This is a genomic window from Vibrio sp. zbq_1 (assembly GCF_043102935.1).
Classification (GTDB): domain Bacteria; phylum Pseudomonadota; class Gammaproteobacteria; order Enterobacterales; family Vibrionaceae; genus Vibrio; species Vibrio parahaemolyticus.
Genome location: NZ_JBICJH010000012.1, coordinates 98,187 through 122,322, shown reverse-complemented (window position 1 = coordinate 122,322; position 24,136 = coordinate 98,187). Strand labels below are relative to the sequence as shown.

Annotated in this window: 27 protein-coding genes; 8 read left to right on the top strand and 19 right to left on the bottom strand. The window is 47.0% G+C overall.

Translation table 11 applies throughout. The annotated features are described in order from the left end of the window. From ACF8CV_RS07725 to fkpA, 9 genes are all read right to left on the bottom strand, one after another. The coding region (locus ACF8CV_RS07725; protein WP_245398261.1) for a GTP-binding protein at positions 1 to 263 on the bottom strand (263 nt) is incomplete at its 3' end. 153 nt (positions 264 to 416) lie between these two features. Then, complete coding sequence (gene fusA / locus ACF8CV_RS07720; RefSeq protein ID WP_005496543.1) at positions 417 to 2,516, bottom strand: elongation factor G; 2,100 nt, start codon at positions 2,514 to 2,516, stop codon at positions 417 to 419. 138 nt (positions 2,517 to 2,654) lie between these two features. Further along, the gene (rpsG, locus tag ACF8CV_RS07715; RefSeq protein WP_005488949.1) at positions 2,655 to 3,125 is read right to left on the bottom strand and encodes a 30S ribosomal protein S7; all 471 of its coding nucleotides are present in this window, start codon (positions 3,123 to 3,125) and stop codon (positions 2,655 to 2,657) included. 101 nt (positions 3,126 to 3,226) lie between these two features. After that, the gene (rpsL, locus tag ACF8CV_RS07710; protein ID WP_004399892.1) at positions 3,227 to 3,601 is read right to left on the bottom strand and encodes a 30S ribosomal protein S12; all 375 of its coding nucleotides are present in this window, start codon (positions 3,599 to 3,601) and stop codon (positions 3,227 to 3,229) included. A gap of 178 nt (positions 3,602 to 3,779) precedes the next feature. Continuing rightward, entirely contained in the window at positions 3,780 to 4,055 is a 276-nt protein-coding gene (tusB, locus tag ACF8CV_RS07705) for a sulfurtransferase complex subunit TusB (protein ID WP_005481146.1), read from the bottom strand. A 7-nt stretch (positions 4,056 to 4,062) separates the two neighbouring features. Beyond that, the gene (gene tusC / locus ACF8CV_RS07700) at positions 4,063 to 4,419 is read right to left on the bottom strand and encodes a sulfurtransferase complex subunit TusC (RefSeq protein ID WP_005458285.1); all 357 of its coding nucleotides are present in this window, start codon (positions 4,417 to 4,419) and stop codon (positions 4,063 to 4,065) included. Further along, complete coding sequence (tusD, locus tag ACF8CV_RS07695) at positions 4,416 to 4,811, bottom strand: sulfurtransferase complex subunit TusD (RefSeq protein ID WP_005458288.1); 396 nt, start codon at positions 4,809 to 4,811, stop codon at positions 4,416 to 4,418. The genes tusC and tusD overlap by 4 nt, the downstream gene beginning before the upstream one ends. Before the next feature lie 2 nt (positions 4,812 to 4,813). Continuing rightward, on the bottom strand, positions 4,814 to 5,530 hold the full coding sequence (locus ACF8CV_RS07690; RefSeq protein WP_005438378.1) for a transcriptional regulator: 717 nt from the start codon (positions 5,528 to 5,530) through the stop codon (positions 4,814 to 4,816). A gap of 143 nt (positions 5,531 to 5,673) precedes the next feature. Continuing rightward, positions 5,674 to 6,456 (bottom strand): FKBP-type peptidyl-prolyl cis-trans isomerase, encoded by a 783-nt coding sequence (gene fkpA, locus ACF8CV_RS07685; protein WP_005458290.1) that lies wholly within the window; start codon positions 6,454 to 6,456, stop codon positions 5,674 to 5,676. A 128-nt stretch (positions 6,457 to 6,584) separates the two neighbouring features. Between fkpA and ACF8CV_RS07680 the strand changes: the two genes are divergently transcribed. Then, positions 6,585 to 7,571, top strand: coding sequence for a WD40 repeat domain-containing protein (locus ACF8CV_RS07680; protein ID WP_017449506.1), 987 nt, complete (start codon positions 6,585 to 6,587; stop codon positions 7,569 to 7,571). Further along, complete coding sequence (locus tag ACF8CV_RS07675; protein WP_005458294.1) at positions 7,568 to 7,795, top strand: SlyX family protein; 228 nt, start codon at positions 7,568 to 7,570, stop codon at positions 7,793 to 7,795. Before ACF8CV_RS07680 ends, ACF8CV_RS07675 begins: the two co-directional genes overlap by 4 nt. A 76-nt stretch (positions 7,796 to 7,871) precedes the next feature. Here ACF8CV_RS07675 and ACF8CV_RS07670 read toward each other — a convergent pair whose 3' ends face one another. The 5 genes from ACF8CV_RS07670 to kefG form a co-directional block, all read right to left on the bottom strand. Beyond that, positions 7,872 to 8,813 (bottom strand): isoaspartyl peptidase/L-asparaginase family protein, encoded by a 942-nt coding sequence (locus tag ACF8CV_RS07670; RefSeq protein WP_005496537.1) that lies wholly within the window; start codon positions 8,811 to 8,813, stop codon positions 7,872 to 7,874. Positions 8,814 to 8,944: 131 nt separating this feature from the next. Next, positions 8,945 to 9,526, bottom strand: coding sequence for a peptidylprolyl isomerase (gene slyD, locus ACF8CV_RS07665; protein ID WP_005464765.1), 582 nt, complete (start codon positions 9,524 to 9,526; stop codon positions 8,945 to 8,947). Between the two features lie 88 nt (positions 9,527 to 9,614). Beyond that, positions 9,615 to 9,815 carry a YheV family putative zinc ribbon protein gene (locus tag ACF8CV_RS07660; protein ID WP_005464767.1) on the bottom strand — a complete coding sequence of 67 codons (201 nt, stop codon included), beginning with the start codon at positions 9,813 to 9,815 and terminating at the stop codon, positions 9,615 to 9,617. Between the two features lie 33 nt (positions 9,816 to 9,848). Next, positions 9,849 to 11,645: a glutathione-regulated potassium-efflux system protein KefB gene (gene kefB / locus ACF8CV_RS07655; protein ID WP_005464769.1), complete on the bottom strand. Its 1,797-nt coding sequence runs from the start codon at positions 11,643 to 11,645 to the stop codon at positions 9,849 to 9,851. Further along, entirely contained in the window at positions 11,629 to 12,222 is a 594-nt protein-coding gene (kefG, locus tag ACF8CV_RS07650; RefSeq protein ID WP_025578685.1) for a glutathione-regulated potassium-efflux system ancillary protein KefG, read from the bottom strand. Before kefG ends, kefB begins: the two co-directional genes overlap by 17 nt. A gap of 167 nt (positions 12,223 to 12,389) precedes the next feature. On the opposite strand from kefG, the gene ACF8CV_RS07645 reads away from it, so the two are divergent. From ACF8CV_RS07645 to crp, 6 genes are all read left to right on the top strand, one after another. Then, positions 12,390 to 14,309 carry an ABC transporter ATP-binding protein gene (locus ACF8CV_RS07645; RefSeq protein WP_021449774.1) on the top strand — a complete coding sequence of 640 codons (1,920 nt, stop codon included), beginning with the start codon at positions 12,390 to 12,392 and terminating at the stop codon, positions 14,307 to 14,309. Further along, positions 14,306 to 14,794 carry a TIGR02444 family protein gene (locus ACF8CV_RS07640; protein ID WP_005458139.1) on the top strand — a complete coding sequence of 163 codons (489 nt, stop codon included), beginning with the start codon at positions 14,306 to 14,308 and terminating at the stop codon, positions 14,792 to 14,794. Before ACF8CV_RS07645 ends, ACF8CV_RS07640 begins: the two co-directional genes overlap by 4 nt. Positions 14,795 to 14,880: 86 nt before the next feature. Beyond that, entirely contained in the window at positions 14,881 to 15,888 is a 1,008-nt protein-coding gene (locus tag ACF8CV_RS07635) for a hydrolase (protein ID WP_005496534.1), read from the top strand. A gap of 33 nt (positions 15,889 to 15,921) precedes the next feature. Next, on the top strand, positions 15,922 to 16,134 hold the full coding sequence (locus ACF8CV_RS07630; protein ID WP_005458136.1) for a YheU family protein: 213 nt from the start codon (positions 15,922 to 15,924) through the stop codon (positions 16,132 to 16,134). Between the two features lie 125 nt (positions 16,135 to 16,259). Then, positions 16,260 to 17,129, top strand: coding sequence for a phosphoribulokinase (locus tag ACF8CV_RS07625; RefSeq protein WP_005458134.1), 870 nt, complete (start codon positions 16,260 to 16,262; stop codon positions 17,127 to 17,129). A gap of 240 nt (positions 17,130 to 17,369) precedes the next feature. Next, entirely contained in the window at positions 17,370 to 18,002 is a 633-nt protein-coding gene (gene crp, locus ACF8CV_RS07620) for a cAMP-activated global transcriptional regulator CRP (RefSeq protein ID WP_005381432.1), read from the top strand. 156 nt (positions 18,003 to 18,158) lie between these two features. Here crp and ACF8CV_RS07615 read toward each other — a convergent pair whose 3' ends face one another. The 5 genes from ACF8CV_RS07615 to ACF8CV_RS07595 all read right to left on the bottom strand — a co-directional run bounded on the left by ACF8CV_RS07615 (position 18,159) and on the right by ACF8CV_RS07595 (position 23,968). Next, on the bottom strand, positions 18,159 to 18,950 hold the full coding sequence (locus ACF8CV_RS07615; RefSeq protein ID WP_017449501.1) for a DUF1338 domain-containing protein: 792 nt from the start codon (positions 18,948 to 18,950) through the stop codon (positions 18,159 to 18,161). A 242-nt stretch (positions 18,951 to 19,192) separates the two neighbouring features. Beyond that, positions 19,193 to 20,650, bottom strand: a complete 1,458-nt coding sequence (gene astD / locus ACF8CV_RS07610) for a succinylglutamate-semialdehyde dehydrogenase (RefSeq protein WP_005496530.1) — start codon at positions 20,648 to 20,650, stop codon at positions 19,193 to 19,195. 28 nt (positions 20,651 to 20,678) lie between these two features. Further along, positions 20,679 to 21,698 (bottom strand): arginine N-succinyltransferase, encoded by a 1,020-nt coding sequence (gene astA / locus ACF8CV_RS07605; RefSeq protein WP_005458129.1) that lies wholly within the window; start codon positions 21,696 to 21,698, stop codon positions 20,679 to 20,681. A 109-nt stretch (positions 21,699 to 21,807) separates the two neighbouring features. Continuing rightward, positions 21,808 to 23,019: an aspartate aminotransferase family protein gene (locus tag ACF8CV_RS07600; RefSeq protein ID WP_005458126.1), complete on the bottom strand. Its 1,212-nt coding sequence runs from the start codon at positions 23,017 to 23,019 to the stop codon at positions 21,808 to 21,810. A gap of 361 nt (positions 23,020 to 23,380) precedes the next feature. Beyond that, positions 23,381 to 23,968 (bottom strand): aminodeoxychorismate/anthranilate synthase component II, encoded by a 588-nt coding sequence (locus tag ACF8CV_RS07595; RefSeq protein WP_005458124.1) that lies wholly within the window; start codon positions 23,966 to 23,968, stop codon positions 23,381 to 23,383. Positions 23,969 to 24,136 lie beyond the last annotated feature (168 nt).

The window sequence follows — 24,136 nt, the reverse complement described above, 5'->3', positions numbered from 1 at the left end:
TAGTCAGCGTGTCCTGGACAGTCAACGTGCGCGTAGTGACGGCTTGGAGTGTCGTACTCTACGTGAGAAGTTGCGATTGTGATACCGCGCTCACGCTCTTCTGGAGCGTTATCGATAGATGCGAAGTCTTTCGCTTCACCGCCGTACACTTTAGCTAGAGTAGTACAGATAGCAGCAGTTAGAGTTGTTTTACCGTGGTCAACGTGGCCGATAGTACCAACGTTAACGTGCGGTTTCGTACGTTCAAATTTTTCTTTAGACACGATCGTGTTCCTTCCTAGTTATGATTCGCCGTGATCATTATTGATCTACGACGCGCCAGAAATTGTTATTTTATGCGCCAACGCCCGTTAGCGCAATATTTGGACGGCTTGATCTCGCAAAAAGTCGTAAACTTTTTGTAGTTCAATCGTCAATTAGTAACCACGCTCTGCAATAATTTTATCTGCGAAGTTTTTCGGCACTTCAGCGTACTCGTTAAACTCCATAGAGTAAGACGCACGGCCTTGAGTTGCAGAACGTAGGTCAGTTGCGTAACCAAACATCTCAGATAGTGGAACTTGAGCACGGATGATCTTAAGACCAGCCACACCTTCATCCATACCTTCGATCATACCGCGACGACGGTTTAGGTCACCAACAACGTCACCCATCCAATCTTCCGGAGTGGTTACTTCGACATTCATCATTGGTTCTAGAATCACAGGTTGTGCTTCTAGTGCACCTTTCTTGAATGCCATCGAGCCAGCGATCTTAAACGCCATCTCGCTTGAGTCTACATCGTGGTAAGAGCCATCAAATAGTGTAGCTTTAATATCTAGGACAGGGTAACCCGCTAGAACACCACTATTCATTTGCTCTTCGATACCTTTCGCTACCGAACTAATGTATTCCTTAGGAATCACACCGCCCACGATTTCGTCTACGAATACGAAACCTTCACCAGGTTCTGAAGGCTCAAGTTTGACCCATACGTGACCGTATTGACCGCGACCGCCAGATTGACGAACGAACTTGCCTTCCACTTCCGCTTTACCACGAATGGTTTCACGGTAAGCAACCTGAGGTTTACCAACGTTACAATCAACGCTGAATTCACGCTTCATACGATCAACGATGATATCTAGGTGAAGTTCACCCATACCAGAGATCAGAGTCTGACCTGTTTCGTCGTCCGTTTCTACGCGGAATGATGGATCTTCCGCAGCCAGTTTACCTAGCGCGATACCCATTTTCTCTTGGTCTGCTTTAGAACGAGGTTCTACAGCGATCTGAATAACTGGTTCAGGGAATTCCATGCGCTCCAGAATCACTTTGTGGTTCTGGTCACACAGTGTGTCACCTGTCGTTACATCTTTCAGACCGATAGCAGCAGCAATATCACCAGCGCGAACTTCTTTGATTTCTTCACGCTTGTTTGCATGCATCTGAACGATACGACCAAAACGCTCTTTCTTCTCTTTTACAGAGTTGTAAACCGCGTCACCTGAGTTAACAACACCAGAATAAACACGCATGAAAGTAAGCGTACCCACGAATGGGTCTGTCGCGATCTTGAACGCCAGTGCTGAGAACGGTTCATTGTCGTCTGCGTGACGCTCAATTTCGTTATCTTTCTCGTCAACACCTTTAATTGCAGGTACGTCAGATGGCGATGGCAAAAATTCGATTACTGCATCCAGTACCGCTTGAACACCTTTGTTTTTGAACGCACTACCACAAGTAGCCAGTACGATTTCGTTGTTTAGTGTGCGAGTACGTAGAGCTTGTTTGATCTCAGCTTCGGTCAATTCACCTTCTTCAAGGTACTTGTCCATTAGCTCTTCACTTGCTTCTGCTGCTGACTCAATCATGTGATTGCGCCATTCTTCAGCAAGCTCGATCATATCTGCTGGAATGTCTTCGTAAGTGAACGACATGCCTTGGTCGGCATCATTCCAGTTGATCATCTTCATCTTGATAAGGTCGATAACACCACGGAAGTCCTCTTCAGCACCAACGTTTAGTTGGATTGGAACAGGGTTCGCACCAAGACGGTTTTTAATTTGATCCACAACGCGTAGGAAGTCTGCACCTGCACGGTCCATCTTGTTTACAAACACCATGCGAGGAACGTGGTATTTGTCAGCTTGACGCCATACTGTTTCAGACTGAGGTTCAACACCAGACGAGCCACAGAACACAACCACTGCACCATCAAGTACACGAAGAGAACGCTCTACTTCGATCGTAAAGTCAACGTGTCCTGGAGTATCAATGATGTTTACGCGATGCTCAGGGAACTGTGCTTCCATACCACGCCAGAAAGTAGTCGTCGCAGCTGAAGTGATAGTGATACCACGTTCCTGCTCCTGCTCCATCCAGTCCATGGTTGCTGCACCATCGTGAACTTCACCGATTTTATGAGACAGACCAGTGTAGAACAGAATACGTTCAGTAGTGGTTGTTTTACCTGCATCTACGTGAGCACAGATACCGATATTGCGGTAGTGCTCAATAGGAGTTTTGCGAGCCACGATTGAATCCTCTTAACTTAGAGATAGGGACTATTGCTATAGCTAAAAAATGCTATCCCCTAGATATAGCAATAGTTCCTAGCATAGGCATAGGAACTAAAGAAGTGCTGCAAGGAACCTTGCAGCACTGAAAAGGTATTACCAACGGTAATGTGCAAACGCTTTGTTCGCTTCTGCCATACGGTGAACGTCTTCACGTTTCTTAACAGCAGTACCTTTGTTCTCAGACGCGTCTAGCATTTCAGCAGCTAGGCGTTGAGCCATAGATTTTTCACCACGCTTACGCGCAGCTTCAACCAACCAACGCATAGCAAGTGCGTTACGGCGAACCGGACGTACTTCTACAGGAACTTGGTAAGTTGAACCACCAACACGGCGAGATTTAACCTCTACCGCTGGGCGAACGTTTTCAAGAGCTTCTTCAAAAATAGCTAAGTGGTCTTTACCAGACTTTTCAGCCATAGAATCTAGTGCAGTGTAAACGATTTTCTCTGCAGTAGATTTTTTACCGTCAACCATTAGGATGTTAACGAATTTTGCCAGCAATTCAGATTTGAATTTTGGATCTGGAAGGATCTTACGCTGACCAATGACGCGACGACGTGGCATGGATTTATCTCCGTTGTCTTCTTCAGGTTTTATCCAAAACTTTTCAGTTTTTTCAAAAAATTAAAAATAATTTAGTGTTTGGCCTTACTTAACGGAATCCATTAAGACTTAGGACGCTTCACACCGTACTTAGAACGACCTTGTTTACGGTCATTTACGCCAGCACAGTCTAGTGCGCCGCGAACAGTGTGGTAACGCACACCTGGAAGGTCTTTAACACGACCACCACGGATTAGAACAACTGAGTGCTCTTGAAGGTTGTGACCTTCACCGCCGATGTACGAAGTAACTTCGAAGCCGTTTGTCAGACGTACACGACAAACTTTACGAAGTGCTGAGTTAGGTTTTTTAGGTGTAGTAGTGTAAACACGAGTACATACACCACGTTTTTGTGGGCACGCTTCTAGTGCAGGCACGTTGCTTTTAACAACTTGCTTTGCACGTGGCTTACGTACCAACTGGTTAATAGTTGCCATTAACTAGCTCCTGATTTACTTGAAAGTAAGCTTTGTGAAAAATCTATCCCTAGCCACCATTGGCAGTTAGGGACGCAAAATTCTATGCAGCAGTGAGAGGTGTGTCAAGAAATATACGGATCTTTTTTGTTCAATTAGAGCAATTCATCCGTAAAGCTTTATCGACAGGAAAGGTGTATTAATCCCAGGTGAGAGATTTATCGTGTTTTGCCGTCAATTCGACAAAGCCAACGTAGTCTACGACAGTCACTGATGGACTGATACGATTTGCCATTCCACGCGCTTGAATATCGCTTTCTAATGCGAACACAGTGGCGTGTTTTACATGGCTAAACGCCTTGTGCTGTGGATTTGCGGCGTAGACAGCATCTTCAATCAGCAAGGCTGCATCTTGTTCGCTATACAATGCGAATGCATCTTCTAAGGCTGAAACAGTTTTGATGATGTGTAACATAGCGTCCTCAGAATGACAGTAACTTGCCAGCTTGCTGCAGTTTTTCTTTTACTTGCTCAAGGCTGAGTGCTTGAGCATCTATAACGAGATCAGCTTGAGCCAATCCTCTCTGCGCTAACGATTCTGAACACACAAACACCTGTTCGATGTCGTATAGATCGAATAACTTGAGCATCGGCGCGTAATCTTTGCTTAAGATACCACTAGGTTCTTGCCCTAACAGAAGTTGATACACGCCATCTCCGATAAAGATCACGGTGATATCTTCGCAATACGCGGAAGCCGCTAAAAGCGCATCAACGCCTTCGCGACCAGCTGCGCTGCCATGCGGTGCGCTTCGAAATAGATAAGTTAACTGACTCAAAACTGTACCACTCTGTCTTGGGTTAACATCGCTTCGGCTAGACTGCCCAAACCCGCTTGTACAAAACCTTCTGCAAGATTGTTTTGTGTTAAACCATGTTGAGTGGCTTCATCCTCACTAATGATGCCACGACGCAGCGCTGCAGCGACACACGTTTCCAAACGCACATCATGTTCTTTAGCGAGACCTTGCCATGCTTTAGTCAAATCAAACTCATCATTAGCTGGCACACTTAACGCAGTACCGTTGGTCACACCATCTTGATAAAAGAACACACTCACCAGAGTATGCCCTTGTTCAATGACTGCTTGTGCGAATTGGTATGCGCTGCGTGCCGATTGGCTGCCGTAAACAGAGCCATTTACCACCAGCGTGTAAGTTAATCCACCCACGCTTATTCGTCCTCGGTTTTACGTTGACGAATGTATAAGTACACGGTGTGTTTTGAAATGTTAAGACGATCGGCAACACGGTTGATGGCATCTTTGATGTCGAAGATGCCTTTATCGTACAACTCCATCACGATCTGACGATTCTTAGTGTTGTTCGATACCGATTTATCCGCATTGATTTCTTCAATCGTGCGTTCAACGGTTTGGTCCACCAGCTCTTCTACGTCACTCGCGAAGTTCACCGATGAAGCGGCTTCTTTCGCTTCTTGCGTTGGCATGAAAGATTGCAACACTTGCGAGAATGGCGCATCAAGGTTGACGTTGATACACAGCAAACCAATTACGCGATTTTCACCGTTGCGGATAGCAACAGTGATTGACTTCATTAGTACGCCGCCTTTAGCTCGTGTGAAGTAAGAACGTGAGAAATTACGCTCAGAGCCTTCAATATCTTTCAGCATTTTTAGCGCTAAGTCAGTAATAGGCGAACCTACTTGGCGGCCGGTGTTTTCGCCATTGGCGATTTTGATTGCAGAGGTATTTAAGTCTTCCAGAGAGTGAAGAACGATTTCACAAAACGGACCGATCAGGCTCGCGATACCGTCCACGACCGCTTCGTAAGATCTCAAGATGATTTTGTCGTGCTCAGTAAATGGCATCACGTTAACCGATTCCATTTCGAGCAACATCTCCGCATTTATTGTTTCTGTAGTTGTCATAAGCCTTCGAGCGAAAAATCAACAAATTGGTGTAAGTTTATCAGAAAATTTGAAACGCAACCTAGCAAACTCACCAACTAGTGACCTAGAACAAAAAAGGCCCGTTAAACGGACCTTTTTCAATAACTTAGCTCAGCTCGTTCTTATTGCTCAGCTTTGTCATTCTCAACTTTTAGTAGCTCAACTTCAAATACAAGTGTTGAGTTTGCTGGAATGCTTGGTGTGTCTTGGTCACCGTATGCAAGCTCTGGCGGGATAACAAATTTGAATTTAGAACCCACTGGCATTAGCTGAACACCTTCTGTCCAACCTGGGATAACACGGTTTAGAGGGAACGTTGCTGGCTCACCACGATCGTAAGAGCTGTCGAACTGAGTACCGTCAATCAACGTACCTTTGTAATGTACTTGTACAGTGTCAGTGTCTTTTGGCTTCTCGCCTTCAGCAGGTGTGATTACTTGGTATAGAAGACCTGTGTCTGTTTTCACTACGCCTTCTTGCTTTTCGAATTCCGCACGGAAATCATCGCCAGCTTTTTTCGCTGCCGCTGCTTTTTCTGCTGCTTGTGCTTGCATCTTCTCAGCAACACGCTTGTCTAGAGACTCTAGAGCAGCACGTGTTTCTTCTTCGTTTAGCTCTGCGTTGCCTTTAAAGACATCTTCGATACCTTTAAGAACAAGGTCTTTGTTTAGGTTGATACCGATTTCGCTTGGTTTTTCGATGCTAGTGCTTAGGTAGTTAGCAAATGAAACACCGATTGCGTATGCCGCTTTGTCGTCGTCGGTTTTAAAGTGAACCGCTTTACCTGTTTCTGCTTGAACTTGTTCTGCTTGAGGTGCTGCTTCTGGTTTTGTTTCTTCTTTCTGACAACCTACCGCTAGCATTACTGTTGCAGCAAGTAGCGACACTTTTAAAACTGATTTCATTAAATTCTCCCAATAATGGCTTCGCCATTGGTTATTGTGCACAAATCTTATATGAGACTGGTGAAGACAATCGTTATACCAATATACTAGCTATATGTCTTAAGACACAAACCGGATTATTAGATGTGATGCAAAGAATTTCTCATTTATTCCTATATTTAATTGTCATCACCACGTTAAATGGTTGCTTTTTTACCGAGCATGAAGTTCAACGTTGGCCACTCGAACCGCAGGGCTCAACGAGCTTTGGACTCAGCCGAGATGGTCGATTTGCCCTGCTCTACTCTGAAGAACACCACTTGGTTTTGTGGGACCTAGAGCAAAACAAAAAACTCGCAACGCTTGGAGAGCTTGATGCAGATGGCAACGCGGTATCTCATATTCGTATTTCAGACAACGGCCGTTTTGCTGTAACCGCAGGTCAAATGAACTTTGCCGTTTGGGACCTTGGCTGGACGCAAGCACAAGGGCTGTGGTCCATTTCTGACGCGTTAATTCGCGACATCGACATCACCAGCAACGGTGAACAAGTGCTACTCGGGCTCTCAAACGGTAAAGCCATTTACGTCAACTTAGTCACCGGTCGTCGCTTGGAGTTCCTCGCTCACCGAGAAAAAGTCAACTCTGTCGCCATCTCTCCTAATGGTCGATTCGCATTGACAGGCGGTAACGACTACAAAGCTTACCTCTGGGATACTGAATCTGGTCAGGTATTACGAACTTTTGAACATGAACAACGTGTTGTGCGCGTGGCACTGCAACGAGATGGCAAACTCGCCATGACGTCAGACGGTGGCAATCAAGCGATCATTTGGAATTTAGAAACGGGTCAAAAGGTTTCGCAACTCAGCAGTTGGTCGCGCCAGTTGATTTTCTCTACCGCGCGTTTTTCTGATGATGGCTCTCGACTGGTAACGGGAACACCTTCAGGCCGCGTCTCGATTTGGGATACGCAGAGCGGAAAGCGCATTGACGGATTTGAAGTCGAGCCGAAAAAAGATACTCGCCCTCCTCGCGCGGTCGTGTATGATGCTGCCTTTGATTCTAAGCAACGTGTAATTACTGCCACATCGGCGGGCATCGCCCAAGCTTGGCAACTAGAGAACGGGTCATGACAGAAAAACTCATTGAGCAATTGGAAGCACGCATCAACGACTTAGAGTGTCAGGTGGCGTTCCAAGAGCAAACAATCGAAGATCTGAACAGTGCATTGTCACAACAACAATTGCAGATCACGAAGATGCAAGATCAAATGAAGTACGTAGTAGGCAAAGTGAAAAATATGGATTCTTCGAATATGGAAGATCCAGCCAACGAGCCACCGCCGCCGCATTACTGATCAATACGCGAAAGACAAAACAAAGCCCAGACTTATGCTGGGCTTTGTTGTAATTGCACGGTGGCTCGTCGAACGGTTAGTCGTTAGCGTAGATTTTCACACACAACTCACCACGAGTATTGATACCCGCACGATACATCCCGGTACTGTTCATAGCGAAATGCAACTCCCCATTCGCATCAATGGCAATCAGGCCACCTTCTCCGCCCATGGTTTTGAGATCTCCCTGAATAATGGCTTCACACGCGGTATGTACGTCCTCTTGCAAATAACGCATGCGTGCTGCTACATCTTCCGCAACACGTTTACGAATAAAGAACTCACCAACACCCGTAGTTGAAACTGCCACCACGCCATTCTCAGCCACCGTGCCACAGCCTATCAGTGCAGAATCTCCAACACGACCATATTGCTTATTGGTTACCCCACCCGTACTGGTCGCCGCAGCTAAGTTGCCTTGCTGGTCTAACGCCACTGCGCCTACGGTGCCGTGTTTACGATCATCCGGGTAACGAGACTCAGATAACGCAAACAAACCTTTCTCACGCATTGAGAGCAGCTGTTCATAACGGCGATCTGTGAAGAAGTAATCTTGTTCGGTGTATTGATGGCCTTGTTCAAAAGCAAACTTCTCAGCACCTTCACCAACCAACAACACATGGTTGCTGCGGAGCATCACATCCCGAGCCAACTCGATCGGGTTTTTAATGTGTCTAACGCCCGCGACAGCACCAGCGGCAAGGTTGCGACCATCCATCACAGAGGCATCCATTTCTACCATTTCGTTGTGAGTAAGAACCGAGCCTTTACCCGCATTAAAGTTGGGAGAGTCTTCCAGCACTTTTACCGCAGCGACCACCGCATCAAGCGCTTCTCCGCCTTGTTCGAGTATTTGGTGTCCTGCTTTTACCGCTGCTTCTAAGTCTGCCAAGATGGATTGCTGAAGTTCATCACTCATTTGTTCACGCAAAATGGTGCCTGCTCCGCCGTGAATGGCAATTGAGAACGGTTTCGTCATCGCTTTGTCCAACTGTTATTCCTTGTATGATTTGCACTACACCGCAGATAAACAAAAAGCGCAAGTTGAAACCTCAACTTGCGCTTTTTTAAAGTTTTGCTAGATGCGTTTATCTAGTGAAGAGCATGCGATTAGTGAGAACCGCAACCGCCGCCGCCACAACATTCGTGGTCGTCGCCTTTCTCTTCGCCGCCACAGCAGCCGCCTTCATGGTCGTGATCGTGGTCATGACCACCACAACAACCACCAGCTTGGTGAATGTGACCGTGTTCGATCTCTTCTGCTGTTGCTTCACGAGTTGCCATTACTTCAACTTCGAATGTTAGAGTTTGACCTGCTAGCATGTGGTTACCATCAACAACCACTTCGTCGCCATCTACTTCAGTCACTTCTACAGGGATTGGACCTTGGTCAGTGTCTGCTAGGAAACGCATGCCAACTTCGATTTGATCAACACCTTGGAATACGTCAGCAGGAACGCGCTGAACTAGAGCATCGTTGTGTTCACCGTATGCATCTTCAGGAGCTACAGTTACTGAGAACTTGTCGCCAGCCACTTTACCTTCAAGCTCTTTTTCAAGACCTGTGATTAGGTTGTTGTGACCGTGAAGGTAATCTAGAGGCGCGTCTGCAGTTGATTGGTCAACTACTACACCGTCTTCCATCATTACTTTGTATGCAAGGCTTGCAACAACGTTCTTTTCAATTTTCATACTAACTCCAGAGAGATTAATTGACTTAACCAGAATGGGGTTAAGTACTGCGATGGTAGTATTATGGGGATCAATTATCGAAGTTCAATTACTCAGGCTTAAAAATCCCAATCATTTCCTGCGCGGAGTGTTTATTTTTCTCTACAGATTGCGGTTTACGCTGCTCGGTGTAGTCACATTCAACGCACTCGACTAACTCAATATTGTTTTCTATCCACCAGCGTAGGGTATCTTGCTGGCTGCACTGTGGGCAAGTTGCCCCCGCGATAAAACGTTTCTTGGCTTTCACTTTTGTTCCTTTTCCCGCTTAGGTCTGCGGGTACTACTTCCAATGATTAGGCGACTGGTGATCGCTTTCCATCTCACGACCAAAAATTTCTTCTAGCTCTTTACGAGCTTCTTTGGCTCTTTGGGCGAGCTTCTTATCTTCATTATGCTGAGGCAGCAAGTCTTTAAGCATAGCATTATCGAGCTTACGAAAATGTGCTTCTGCCCGCTTTGCTTGATATGGGTGCATGCCTAACTCAACCAGAGTTTGACGACCAAGATCCAGTGCGCCTAAAAAAGTCTCACGCGAATAGTTTTGCACACCATGGCTCATCAACTGATAGGCTTCCACTCGGCTTCGAGCACGAGCGAGCAATTTGAGATTCGGAAAATGCGTACGGCAGATATCGACAATCGCCATCACTTCATCCGGCGAGTCTGTACAAATCACTAACGCTTCCGCTTTGTCTGCGCCAGCGGCGCGCAACAAATCGATTTGCGTGGCATCGCCATAAAAAACTTTGTAACCGTACTTACGCAGTAAGTGAATTTGGCTGGCGTCACTTTCCAATACCGTAACTTTGATTTTATTGGCGTACATTAAGCGTCCAACGATTTGCCCAAAACGACCAAAACCCGCAATGATGACGCGAGGACGACGATCAACCACGTGACTGGTGACGCTCTCTTCTTCCTGATTAAGCGTATGAGCGAACCACTTCTTTTGTCCCATCAACAAGAGTGGCGTGGTCACCATCGATAGGCTCACCACAACCAACAAAAACGCCACTTGTTCTTTGGATAAAATGCCTTCTTGGCTTGCCGCGGTGAAAATCACAAAAGCAAACTCACCACCTTGGCTCAAGATGGCGGCCATACGGCTACGTGCTTTTTCTCGCACTCGCCCCGCCCTGGCTAGGGCGTACAACACCAAACCTTTCACCACAACCAAAGCCACCACCGCACCAAGAATTTCAAGAGGATGCAACGCCAGTAAGCCTAAGTTTACCGCCATGCCAACCGCGATAAAAAACAGACCAAGCAGCAAGCCTTTAAACGGCTCGATAGCGATTTCTAGCTCATGGCGATATTCACTTTCGGCCAGCAACACTCCAGCTAAGAAAGTTCCTAGCGCCATGGACAAGCCCAGTTTTTGCATCACCACCGAAATGCCTAACACCACCAAGAGTGAAGCCACGGTAAATAGCTCGCGAACCCCACTCATCACGACAAAACGAAACAAAGGGCGCAATAAAAAGTGACCACCAATCAACAAGGCTACGACACTGCCTAAAACGGTAAAAGCATCGAACCAACTACCTACATTCTGTTCACCAGCCAAAAGCGGTAACATAGCCAACATCGGTATGACGGCGATATCTTGAAAAAGCAGCACAGCAAAACCAGACTGCCCGGTTTCGGTGCCATTGAGGCCTTGCTCTTCAATCACTTTGAGTGCAATGGCCGTAGAGGAAAGAGCGAGACCCATGCCGATGACCAAACTCACCTGCATACTCAAGCCAAACAAACTGACAATGCTACCGATAACCGCCGTCGTCACCACAACTTGCGCGCCGCCAAGACCTAAAATCGGCCCTCGCATTTGCCATAATTTTTTCGGGTTCAATTCCAAGCCAATTAAGAACAGCAGTAACACCACCCCGAGCTCGGCAAAATGCAGAATCGCATCGACATCGCTAATCAGGCGTAATCCCCATGGGCCAATCAATACCCCTGCCAACAAATAGCCAAGCACTGAACCTAAGCCAAATCGCTGCGCCAAAGGAACAGCAATCACCGCCGCCGACAGAAACACGACACTGCTTTGTAGAAACTCACTGGTTATCGCCATGCTGACCTCCTTGGTGCAACGCTTCCCACTCATCAAGAGGATGACTCAGCCATCGACGATACTGCTCCGCGTGTTCATAGCGTTCAATATCAGAAACATTGCGCGACCAATACAGCACCAGCGGCTCCATCCAATGCATCTGACATAGTGCAGCCGTCAACTCGAACGGTTGCAGAATCTGCTCTAACGGGTACTTGTTATACCCCCTAGCACTGAAGGCTTCTTCTTTACCACCCGTGGTGATCACACTGCGCCAATATTTGCCTTCCAGTGCAGAACCATCGCCAAACGCAAAGCCCTTGCCGAGTACTCGGTCTAACCACTCTTTCAACAACGCCGGACATGAATACATATAAAGAGGATGATGAAAGACAATCACATCATGATTCATCAGTAGATCATGTTCGTGATTCACATCGATAAAGAAATCAGGATAAGCGCCATAAAGATCGTGCACCGTCACGTGCTCAAGTGATTGCACTCGCTTTATCATCACTTGATTGGCAATGGAGTTGTGTGGCTCTGGGTGGGCATAAATGACCAGAACTCTTGGGAGAATAGACGCTGCTACAGCCAAATGGTCGTCCTTGTGGTGATTTTTATCCGTTATCAAATTGTTATACTTTTTTGTATAGCATAATGCAATTAAAGCTCAGTGATCGACTTTTCCCGTCAATAGCCCTACTATTCATCGCGAGATCAACGACCAAGAAACGCGCGCTGCGCAAAGTGAACAAAAACCCTATGATTACCTTCTCTGATATTCAGTTACTGCGTGGCGGTAAACCTCTTTTAGACCAAGCATCGGCAACCATTCACCCAGGTGACAAAGTGGGTCTGGTTGGCAAAAACGGCTGTGGTAAATCGACCTTATTTGCTCTACTGAAAGATGAACTGTCGATTGACGCGGGCTCGTTCAGCCAACCTCAGCATTGGGAATTGGCGTGGGTAGCGCAGGAAACACCTGCTTTAGAACGCAGCGCACTGGAATACGTCATTGATGGTGATCGCGAATACCGTGGTCTTGAGCAACAGCTAGCGGTTGCCGAAGAAAAAGACAACGGTACGCTGGTGGCAGAAATTCACGGCAAGATCGAAACCATTGGCGGTTATAGCATCCGTGCCCGTGCGGCAGAATTGCTTGACGGCCTTGGCTTTAGCCAAGAACAGATGAGCTGGAACTTAACTCAGTTCTCTGGGGGTTGGCGTATGCGCCTTAACTTGGCTCAAGCACTATTGTGTCGTTCCGATCTACTACTGCTCGACGAACCAACCAACCACTTGGATTTGGACGCCGTAATGTGGCTAGAACGCTGGCTGCAGAACTACCCTGGCACACTGATCTTGATCTCGCACGACCGAGATTTCCTAGATCCGATCGTTGGTCGCATCATCCATATCGAAAACCAACAGCTGAACGAATACACGGGCAACTACTCGTCATTCGAAAATCAACGTGCGCAAAAAATGATGCTGCAACAAGCGATGTTCGAGAAGCAACAAAAGCAAATGTCGCACATGCAAAGCTACATCGACCGCTTCCGCTACAAAGCGTCGAAAGCGCGCCAAGCACAAAGCCGAATCAAAGCGCTAGAACGCATGGAAAAAGTCTTGCCCGCGCAGTTCGATAACCCATTCAGCTTTGAATTCCGTCAACCAGCTGCGCTGCCAAATCCAATCATGATGATGGACGACGTATCGGCAGGTTACGGCGACAACCTAATTTTAGAAAAGATTCGTCTGAACTTAGTACCGGGCAGCCGTATTGGTTTGCTTGGCCGCAACGGCGCAGGTAAATCGACCTTAATCAAACTGCTTTCAGGTGAACTTAAAGCGCAAGGTGGCGATCTCACCTATTCGCAAGGCGTAAAGATCGGCTACTTTGCTCAGCACCAGTTGGAAACGTTGCACCCAGAAGAAACACCACTGCAGCACATGATGCAGATCGCACCGGATCAAACAGAGCAGCAACTGCGCGATTACCTAGGTAGTTTTGGTTTCCAAGGCGACAAAGCGCTAGAAAAAGTCGCACCGTTCTCTGGTGGTGAAAAGGCACGCTTGGTGCTGGCATTGATCGTGTGGCAAAAACCAAACCTATTGCTACTCGACGAACCAACCAACCACCTAGACTTAGACATGCGCCAAGCGTTAACCATGGCTCTGCAAACGTTCGAAGGTGCGATGGTGATTGTTTCACACGACCGTTACTTACTGCGCGCAACCACCGATGATTTGTACTTAGTGCATGATCGCCAAGTTGCGCCATTCGATGGTGACCTAAACGACTACTACAAGTGGCTGACTGAACAACAAAAAGCCGAGCGAAAAGAAGCACAAGCGTCGCAACCAGTTAAAGATACCGCAAACAGTGCCGCTGCGAAGAAAGAGCAAAAACGTCGCGAAGCGGAATTTCGTAAACTGACGGCGCCAATTCGCAAAACCCTGACACAATTAGAAAATAAAATGGATAAGTTAGGTGTAGCACTGGCAGAGGCTGAAGAACAATTGGCGGATAACTCACTGTATGAAGCCGAAAATAAAGCTAAACTAAATGAAGTGCTGGCCCTTCAAGCTTCGAGCAAATCAGAACTTGAAGAAGTGGAAATGGAATGGATGTCTGCTCAGGAAGAACTGGAGCAGATGGAGCTAGAGTTTAACCAATGACAAACAAACACGCGGAATACACTCTTACCCTAGAACACCTTTGGCAGTTCAGCCTGCAGTTTTATGGCGTGCGAGAAGTAAAAGAAGCGTGTTTATCATTGCAAAACAATTACCACGGTAACGTGAATCTATTACTGCTGCTCCGTTGGCTCGACGAGCAGCAGCTTATCTTCCAAGAGAAAGATTGGCATTTGGTTCAAAGCTGCCTTGGCCGTAGTGAAACGCTGCTACACTCTTTTCGCGACCTGCGACGTCATCTAAAATCCCAAGTGAACGATGCGTTATATCGAGAAAGCCTGCAGTTTGAACTGCAACTCGAAAAGCAACAACAAGCCGATTTGGTCGACTGTATTAACTCACTTACACTGATTAAAAACGATGGCGATCCACTCACGCTCAGATACTGTCGTCAGCTTGGTGGAGAGCATTTGCAACAAGCCTTTGCTATCCCTGTGCCAAACATTCACCCACCAAAACACTCATAACGCTGTAGAATACCTATAATCTTTATAAAGGATTATATTAATAAGTTCTTCAACTGACATGAAGGACCATATAAGAGCAGTTAGGTATGACACAATTTTTCGCAGCCGCCGGGATCAAGAACCCGCACCTTCAGACCCTTTTACCGCGCTTTATTCGTAAAAAAGCGCTGTTTACGCCTATTTGGCAGACACTGGATACCGACGATGGCGACTTCCTCGATCTCGCTTGGAGTGAAGACCCCACCAAAGAACCCGCGCAGAACAAACCCATCTTCGTTTTGTTTCATGGTTTGGAAGGATGCTTCTACAGCCCGTATGCAAATGGCCTGATGAATGCGTTTGCGAAATCTGGTTGGTTATCGGTGATGATGCATTTTCGTGGCTGTAGCGGCAAACCGAACAAAAAAGCTCGCGCATACCATTCAGGAGAAGTAACGGACGCTCGCTTCTTTTTGGAACACCTTCATCTGCGCTTTCCAAACAATCCAAAAGTCGCCGTCGGCATCTCCCTTGGTGGCAATATGCTGGCGAACTACTTAGCCCAATACAAAGATGACCCGATTTTAAAAGCGGCCACCATCGTCTCTGCACCACTGGATTTGGCGGCTTGTGCCAATCGAATTGAGCAGGGCTTTTCCAAAGTGTATCGCCGTTACCTACTCTCTTCTCTCAAACGGAATGCTCTACAAAAACATCATCTACTGCATGGCGAATTGGCGCTGTCGTACAACTCCATCAAGCGCGTCACTCGTCTGTACGAATTTGATGACTTGATCACTGCACCTCTGCATGGTTTTAAGGATGCACAAGATTATTACGATCAATGCTCAGGATTGAGCAAGTTACAGCAGATCACCTTGCCAACTTTGATCATCCACGCCAAAGACGACCCGTTCATGACCGAAGAGGTGATCCCCAAATTTGTTCTGCCAGATAACATTGATTACCGTCTGTTTGAGCACGGCGGACACGTTGGTTTTCTGACTGGTACGGCGTTAAAACCAAAGTTCTGGTTAGAGGAAGCCCTGCCCGCGTACTACGAAAGTGTCGCGGCAGAGTACCTTTCAGCTGTATCCAAACCGCGAACACAGTAAACTAGCCTTTCATCATAAAAGTTTGAGGTATTTATGATCATTCCTTGGCAAGACATCGCGCCAGAAACACTGGAAAATCTAATTCGTGAGTTCGTACTACGCGAAGGCACCGACTATGGCGCGGTTGAAATTTCACTGCAAAACAAAATCGATCAAGTGAAGACGCAACTAGAAAAAGGTGAAGCCGTCATCGTGTTCTCAGAACTGCATGAAACGGTTGATATTCAACTCAAAGCAAAGTTTTAGCACGTTCACATTTTTACCGTATCCCACTCGATGACAAGTCGTTGTTACATGCTATAGTGGGTTATCGACCGTGCAGCGGTTCGCTGCTGCACTTTACAGGTACGTAATTTTCGACAAGGTTTGTCATGTCAGCTAAACACCCAATCATTGCGGTTACTGGTTCATCCGGTGCCGGCACAACCACGACGTCTGAAGCATTCCGCAAGATGTTCAATATGATGAACATCAGGCCGGCATGGGTGGAAGGAGACAGCTTCCATCGCTTTACTCGCCCTGAAATGGACATCGAAATTCGCAAAGCCCGCGAGCAAGGCCGACACATCAGTTACTTTGGTCCGCAAGCGAATGACTTCCCGGGATTAGAAGAGTTTTTCCGTAAGTTCGGTCATGACGGCACTGGCAGCGTGCGCCGTTATCTGCATACGTTTGACGAAGCGGTTCCCTACAATCAAATGCCTGGCACGTTTACACCGTGGCAAGACTTACCTGAAAACAGTGACGTGCTGTTTTATGAAGGACTGCACGGTGGCGTGGTCGATGGCGATGTTAATGTTGCTCAGCATGTGGATTTCTTAATTGGCATGGTGCCAATTGTGAACTTAGAGTGGATCCAAAAATTCGTGCGCGACACTCGCGATCGCGGCCATTCGCGTGAAGCGGTGATGGACTCAATCGTGCGCTCAATGGACGATTACCTCAATTACATCACTCCGCAGTTTTCTCGTACTCACATCAACTTTCAACGCGTCCCAACCGTCGATACCTCCAACCCGCTTAACGCCAAAGGTATTCCGAGTTTAGATGAAAGTTTTGTGGTGATTCGTCTGCGCGGCATTAAGAATGTCGACTTCCCATATCTGCTGGCCATGATTGATGGCTCATTTATGTCGCGCCACAACACCATTGTTGTGCCAGGCGGCAAAATGAGCTTTGCAATGGAGCTCATAGTTAGGCCTATCCTACAACAGCTGATTGAAACAGGAAAAATTGGCTAAAAACGTAGCGGGCTAGATGTTTACTTTTCATACCGTGATCATGTGCACAGTTTTGCTTACAAAATCTCAATCATGGCACGATTAAAATCAAGAAATCGTTTTCGAAAAAGGATACTATTTCTTACCGAAACACAAGAGAGCTTGCAGCATATAAAAAGTGCTCTTATTCTAGTAAGCCTAATTCAGGCTTAGCTAAAATATGGATAGCGCAAGCGTACCCTGCAGAGGAAGTGAGATATTATGGTTCTAGGTAAACCTCAAACCGACCCAACATTAGAGTGGTTTCTTTCACACTGTCATATTCATAAGTACCCATCAAAGAGCACGCTAATTCACGCAGGTGAAAAAGCTGAAACGTTGTACTACATCGTTAAAGGCTCTGTTGCGGTTCTTATCAAGGACGAAGAAGGTAAGGAAATGATTCTTTCTTACCTAAACCAAGGTGACTTTATTGGTGAACTTGGTCTATTCGAAGAAGACCAAGAGCGTACAGCTTGGGTTCGCGCTAAATCTCCTTGTGAAGTTGCTGAAATTTCTTTCAAGAAGTTCCGTCAGCTTATCCAAGTAAACCCAGACATCCTAATGCGTCTTTCTGCGCAGATGGCTCGTCGTCTTCAAGTAACTAGCCAAAAAGTGGGTGACCTAGCGTTCCTAGACGTAACTGGTCGTATCGCTCAGACGCTTCTGAACCTTGCTAAACAACCAGATGCAATGACTCACCCAGACGGCATGCAAATCAAGATCACTCGTCAAGAAATCGGTCAAATCGTTGGCTGTTCTCGTGAGACAGTAGGTCGTATCTTGAAGATGCTAGAAGAGCAGAACCTAATCTCTGCGCACGGTAAAACTATAGTTGTTTACGGTACTCGTTAATCTCAATTTAGAGTGACACGAACAAAATTATAAAAGCCACCAATGGCGACATTGGTGGCTTTTTATTTACTTTGTTATTCACCTTGCAACTCAGTCAAACCCTAGGTCGCAAGAGGCTAACAAACAACAACGTTAGCCCGAGGTATTCCATTGCGTTTAGCCATTAGTACTTTCAAAAATTTTGTCTGCTGATGCTGCAACAAATCCTGGATACAACTCGCCATTCTCCATTGGGTAACGTTTAGCAAACTCGTAAAAGCCACCTGGGATAATTTCCGAACCTTCTTCGAAGGTCACTGGCACTTTGTCTGCCATTGTCGACGATTGCTCAAGCAGCACTTCCGGCGAGCCTTTCACCTCACCGCCCGACTCATTGATAACAAACCCTGCTTGACGAAGATGGTCGTTAACCTGTTTGACTTCATCGTGTTGATTCAACTGATTCACACTCACCGTAAAGTGATTAGCACCATAACCGTGCGCGGCCAGCCAAGACGCATACTCGCTCTCTTTAGCCAACGTTTGGTAATCAGCAAAGCTTAGCTCCCATAAGCGACCGCCATGCAGAAATGCACTGCCCGACAGTTTTTCAGCATCCACTTGCGCAACCAGTTTCGCCACAATATCTTGCAGCTCTGGCGAACACTCTTCGACTTTCAGCTCACTGATGAAGACTTTAGGCTGCTTCGGATCTGGGTGCTCATAGTGTTTTGCGACCAGTTTTTTGCTCTCAAATACGTAGTCCCCACACGCTTTATAGCCAGCAGCTAAAAACGGTTTCGCCAATGTCTCGATACCTAGCGGTTCAACATTGAAAGTGCGTAAAGCAATATGATCATTAATCAGAGCCTCATCTTCTTGTAGAAGTTGATGCACCTTAGCAGCAGAAGGACAAAGACGTTGGATGTAGTCTTGCCATAGCGATTCAAATAACACATCGGGCGTCATAACGACTCCTTGTTACGAGATGTAGGATTAAGATAAGAGTGTGGTCGCTCGTTCACAGCCCAAAAGCTGTCCAGAATAATGAACGAGCAACCATCAACCTGTGACGGTAAATGTCAGTCAGTCAAACACGCTTTTTGAGTCTGTGCTCACTTGCCGTGTAATGCCAACGCGTACTACCCAAACCTAAATGATGCGTCAGCACATTGGGCCACGATGCATGGTCGTGACCCTGTTATTGAAACTTAAAGCGTCACGCCAGGGCTCAATGTCGCAGGTAATTCCGTCTCCTGCCCTTCCATAGATGCCATAGGGTAAGCACAGTAATCCGCCGCGTAGTAGGCGCTTGGACGAAGGTTGCCTGATGCACCAGGGCCACCAAATGGGGCGTCACCACTTGCGCCCGTCAATTGACGGTTGCGGTTTACGATGCCTGCGCGAATGTGGTCAACAAAGTATTCCCATTCTTGATCGTCTGTTGATACAAGACCTGCCGACAGGCCAAAGCGCGTGTCATTCGCCAGCTCGACGGCTTTATCCAAACCTTCATAGCGCACGACTTGCAGCAGCGGTCCGAAGTATTCTTCATCTGGCAACTCGGCAATGTTAGTCACATCGATGATGCCTGGAGAAACAAACGCCGCCTCTCCTGCTTTTGCTTCAATTAAGCTTTCACCGCCTAGAGATTGCAGGTTTGCTTGCGCATCAAGTATGAACTTCGCCGCAGCCACAGAGATTTGTGGGCCCATAAATGGCGCAGGTTCTGCGAATGGTTGATCCATGCGAATGTTTTTCGTCGCTTCCACCAGCTTAGTGATCAGAGCATCCCCTTTCTCACCAAACGGCACGTATAGACGACGAGCACAAGTACAACGTTGACCAGCACTGATGAATGCCGATTGGATGATGGTGTACACCGTTGCATCCAAATCACCATAGTTATCAGAGATGACCATCGGGTTGTTGCCGCCCATTTCTAGCGCTAACATCTTGCCTGGTTGACCTGCAAACTGACGATGCAGAATGTGACCCGTGTTCGCACTGCCCGTAAACAGAATGCCATCAATACCTTTCGCATCAGCCAGCGCAATACCGGTTTCCTTCGCACCTTGAACAAGGTTGATCACGCCTTTTGGTAAACCCGCGTCTTCCCACAATTTCATAGCTAGCTCGCCAGTCCAAGGCGTTTGCTCAGATGGTTTGAACACAACTGTGTTCCCCGCTAGCAAGGCAGGAACGATGTGGCCATTCGGTAAGTGACCAGGGAAGTTATATGGCCCAAACACCGCCATTACGCCAAGAGGACGATGTCGCAATACAATCTGGTTGCCCGCAGCTTCGCGAGTCGCTTCACCAGTACGGTCATGGTAGGCACGAATAGAAATAGCGATTTTGCCAGCCATTGCTGCCGCTTCTGTGCGCGTTTCCCAAATTGGTTTACCCGTTTCTTTCGCGATCACTTCGGCAATTTTTTCACTGTTTTCTTTCACTTTTTCAGCAAAAGCCAACACAATTGCTTCGCGTTCAGCGAATGGACGCTTTTTCCATTCGACGAACGCAGCACGCGCTGCAGCAACGGCTTGGTCTACTTGTTCCGCCGTTGCACCGTTACCGCGCCAAATTACTTCTTGGTTGTACGGAGACAGAGACACAAACTCTTCACCCTGACCTTGTACCCATTCACCTGCAATCCAATGTGTCATTGTTACTATCCTTAAATTCTGTCGTCTGTTACTGCGGTAGAAGGCGAACGAAATCCCCTTCCTTCACCAAGAGCGCATCAGCTAATTCAGGCGCCAACACAACGCTTTGCGTTTCTGCGTCGTACGCGGCTTTTGCTGCAGCGGCACGGAAGTTCTCGAATGACGAGTTACACATCAAGAAGTCTTGAGTGCTGGTATGCGCTGAGATTTTGACTTGAGCACGGAATGAATGACGTACCGATTCGATATTGCGTAAGTCACATTCAACCGTTGGACCGCCATCGAAGATGTCGACGTAGCCACGGTTGGTAAATCCTTCACGCTCTAGCAGCTTCAGCGCTGGGCGCGTGTTGTCATGCACTTGACCAATCACCGCTTGTGCTTCTGGGCTCAATAGGTTGATGTAAATTGGCAGCTTTGGCATCAAGTCAGCGATAAAGCCTTTCTTGCCGATGCCGGTAAGATAATCTGCAAGTGTGAAATCAATAGAGAAGAAGTGCTCTTGTAACCATTGCCAGAATGGAGAATTACCATTCGCATCAGAGACGCCACGCATCTCGGCAAAGATGGTTTTAGAGAAACGCTCTGGGTGCTCCGCCATCATAAGAAAACGGCACTTAGACATCAGACGGCCATTTAAGCCCTGGCGATATTTTTCGCGTAGAAACAGCGTACAAATCTCACTGTTCCCCGTGTAGTTGTTGCCAAATGTCAGTAGTTTAACGACGTTATTTACGCCGAGTTTTGGCGAAGAGTGAACCACTTTACTGATGTGATATGAGTAGAACGGTACGTCCCAGCCAATAGATGCTTCGATTCCGGTGGTACCCGCAACCTCACCCGATTCAGAGTCAAAACCCACCATTAGGTAGCCTTCGTCACCGGGTTCGGTCACGTCGGGCTTACCAAAGCTGTACTCCGAGTGTTTGATTCGATTGGTTAACAGTTCTTCGTTAACCGGTAGAGATGTAAATCCGTGACCAGACTCCACCGCACAGGTGTGCAGCGCGTCATAATCCGACATCGCGATAGGGCGAACTACTAGCATCAATACTCCCTCCAGATGCAAGAAGATCCTAACTATATTGTAGGAACAATTCCCCCATCAGAGATCCTTGACGGGGGTGTCTGCGTTGACGTTTAAACTGATATCGCGCTTAAACTAAAGTCGCGATAGCTTTATCCAGTTTCGCCAAGCCTTCTTCAATTTCTTGTTGTGTGATAACGAGTGATGGTGTGAAACGCACGACATTGGCACCCGCAACCAATACCAATAGACCTTGTTTACCTGCAGCAACCAGCACATCACGTGCACGGCCTTGCCACTCTTCATTCAGCGCAGCGCCTAGCAATAGACCTTTGCCACGAACTTCAGAGAATAGGTTGTACTTCGCATTGATCTTTTCTAGACCTGCGCGGAACAGCGCTTCGCGCTCTAAAACACCAGCAAGCACTTCTGGTTTTGTCACTTCGTTAACGACCGCTTCTGCCACTGCACATGCCAATGGGTTACCACCGTATGTTGAACCGTGAGTGCCCACTTTCAGATGCTCAGCCAGTTTTGCTGTTGTTAGCATTGCACCGATAGGGAAACCACCACCCAGTGATTTCGCTGTGCTTAGAATGTCTGGCGTGATACCTAGACCTTGGTAAGCATAGAAATGACCAGTACGTCCGTTACCCGTTTGAACTTCATCAAAGATAAGTAGCGCGTTGTGCTTGTCACACAGTTCACGTACTGCTTGGGCAAATTCCGGAGTTGGTGGCACGATACCGCCTTCACCTTGTAGCGGCTCCATCATAACTGCACATGTGCGATCTGACATGTGTGCTTGAAGTGCTTCGATGTCGTTGTATGGTAAGTGCGTAACATCGCCTGGCTTAGGACCAAAACCGTCTGAGTAAGCCGCTTGACCGCCAACCGTCACAGTAAAGAATGTACGACCGTGGAAACCTTGTTTAAATGCGATGATTTCTGATTTTTCAGGGCCATGAACATCTGCCGCGTAACGGCGTGCTAATTTCAGTGCCGCTTCGTTGGCTTCTGCGCCCGAGTTAGCAAAGAATACGCGCTCAGCAAAGCTCACTTCAGTTAGCTTTTTCGCAAGGCGAAGTGCCGGCTCGTTCGTCATCACGTTACTTAGATGCCACAGCTTGTTGCCTTGCTCAGTCAACGCATCAACCATTACTGGATGACAATGACCCAAGCAGCTCACTGCAATACCACCAGCAAAGTCGATGTACTCGTTATCGTCCTGATCCCAAATACGTGAGCCTTTGCCTCTTACAGGGATCATTTCCATCGGGTTATAGCAAGGTACCATCACCTCATCGAATAAACCGCGCTCTACTTTAATTTCCGTTGTCATTGCACATTCCTTCTTGATACCGCATGCGTAGCAGATAAGCGAATTTAACCGGCCATCGTTGCCAGCAAATAATGTTTTGCATTTAAGCTATTGCGGCATTGTATTTACATTTAATTAACCATTTCAATAGTGATTTATTCTTTTCGTATTGCTGCGCAACTGCCATTAATCACTACTTATGAGTATTTATGCATCAAGAAAGTAAAATAGAGAAGTGAATTTTTATAAAAGTTATGTAATACAGGGGTTAGACAAGTCAAAATGGCGTGCATAAGCAGACCATCAACCATGAAACGCATAGTTTTGCATTCCACTTACACCGTCAAAAAGATGAACAATTTGTTAAGAAAAGTGATCGAGATCAGATCGCTCTGCGTGCAAGAAAGTTGGCTAACAGCTCATGTCCTTGCTCAGTTTTGATTGATTCTGGATGAAACTGCACAGCATCAATAGGCAGGGTTTTGTGCTGATATCCCATTATTTCGTCCATGCTTCCATCAGGCAGCTCCGTCCAAGCGGTCAATTCAAACACATCGGGTAACGTGCCATTTTTCACCACAAGAGAGTGGTAGCGGGTTACCGTAAGTGGGTTATTTAGATTTTTAAACACACTGCGACCCGTGTGGCGAATAGGCGATGTTTTACCATGCATGACTTGTCTCGCACGCACAACTTCACCACCGAACACTTGCGCAATGGCTTGATGGCCAAGGCACACCCCCAAAATAGGAAGCTTACCGGCAAAATGCTCTATCGCTTGCAGGGAAATACCCGCTTCGTTTGGCGTACAAGGCCCAGGGGAAATCACCAAATGGGTTGGATTGAGGGCTTCGATACCTTGAATGTCGATTTCGTCATTGCGCACGACCTTTACCTGAGCACCAAGCTCGCAAAAGTATTGGTAAAGGTTATAAGTGAAAGAATCGTAGTTATCGATGATCAACAACATAACGTGTCGGCTGCTCCAATCCGTTTTGGCAAGGCTTAAGGATCAATTGTCTGGTTTACCACAATTGAGGGCGGTATTTTGCAACACCCAATTAGAAAGGCAAGTCTTTGCGCAATAAAAAGGCCAGCATCGGCTGGCCTTTGAGTTTTACAGCTATGTTTTTAGGAA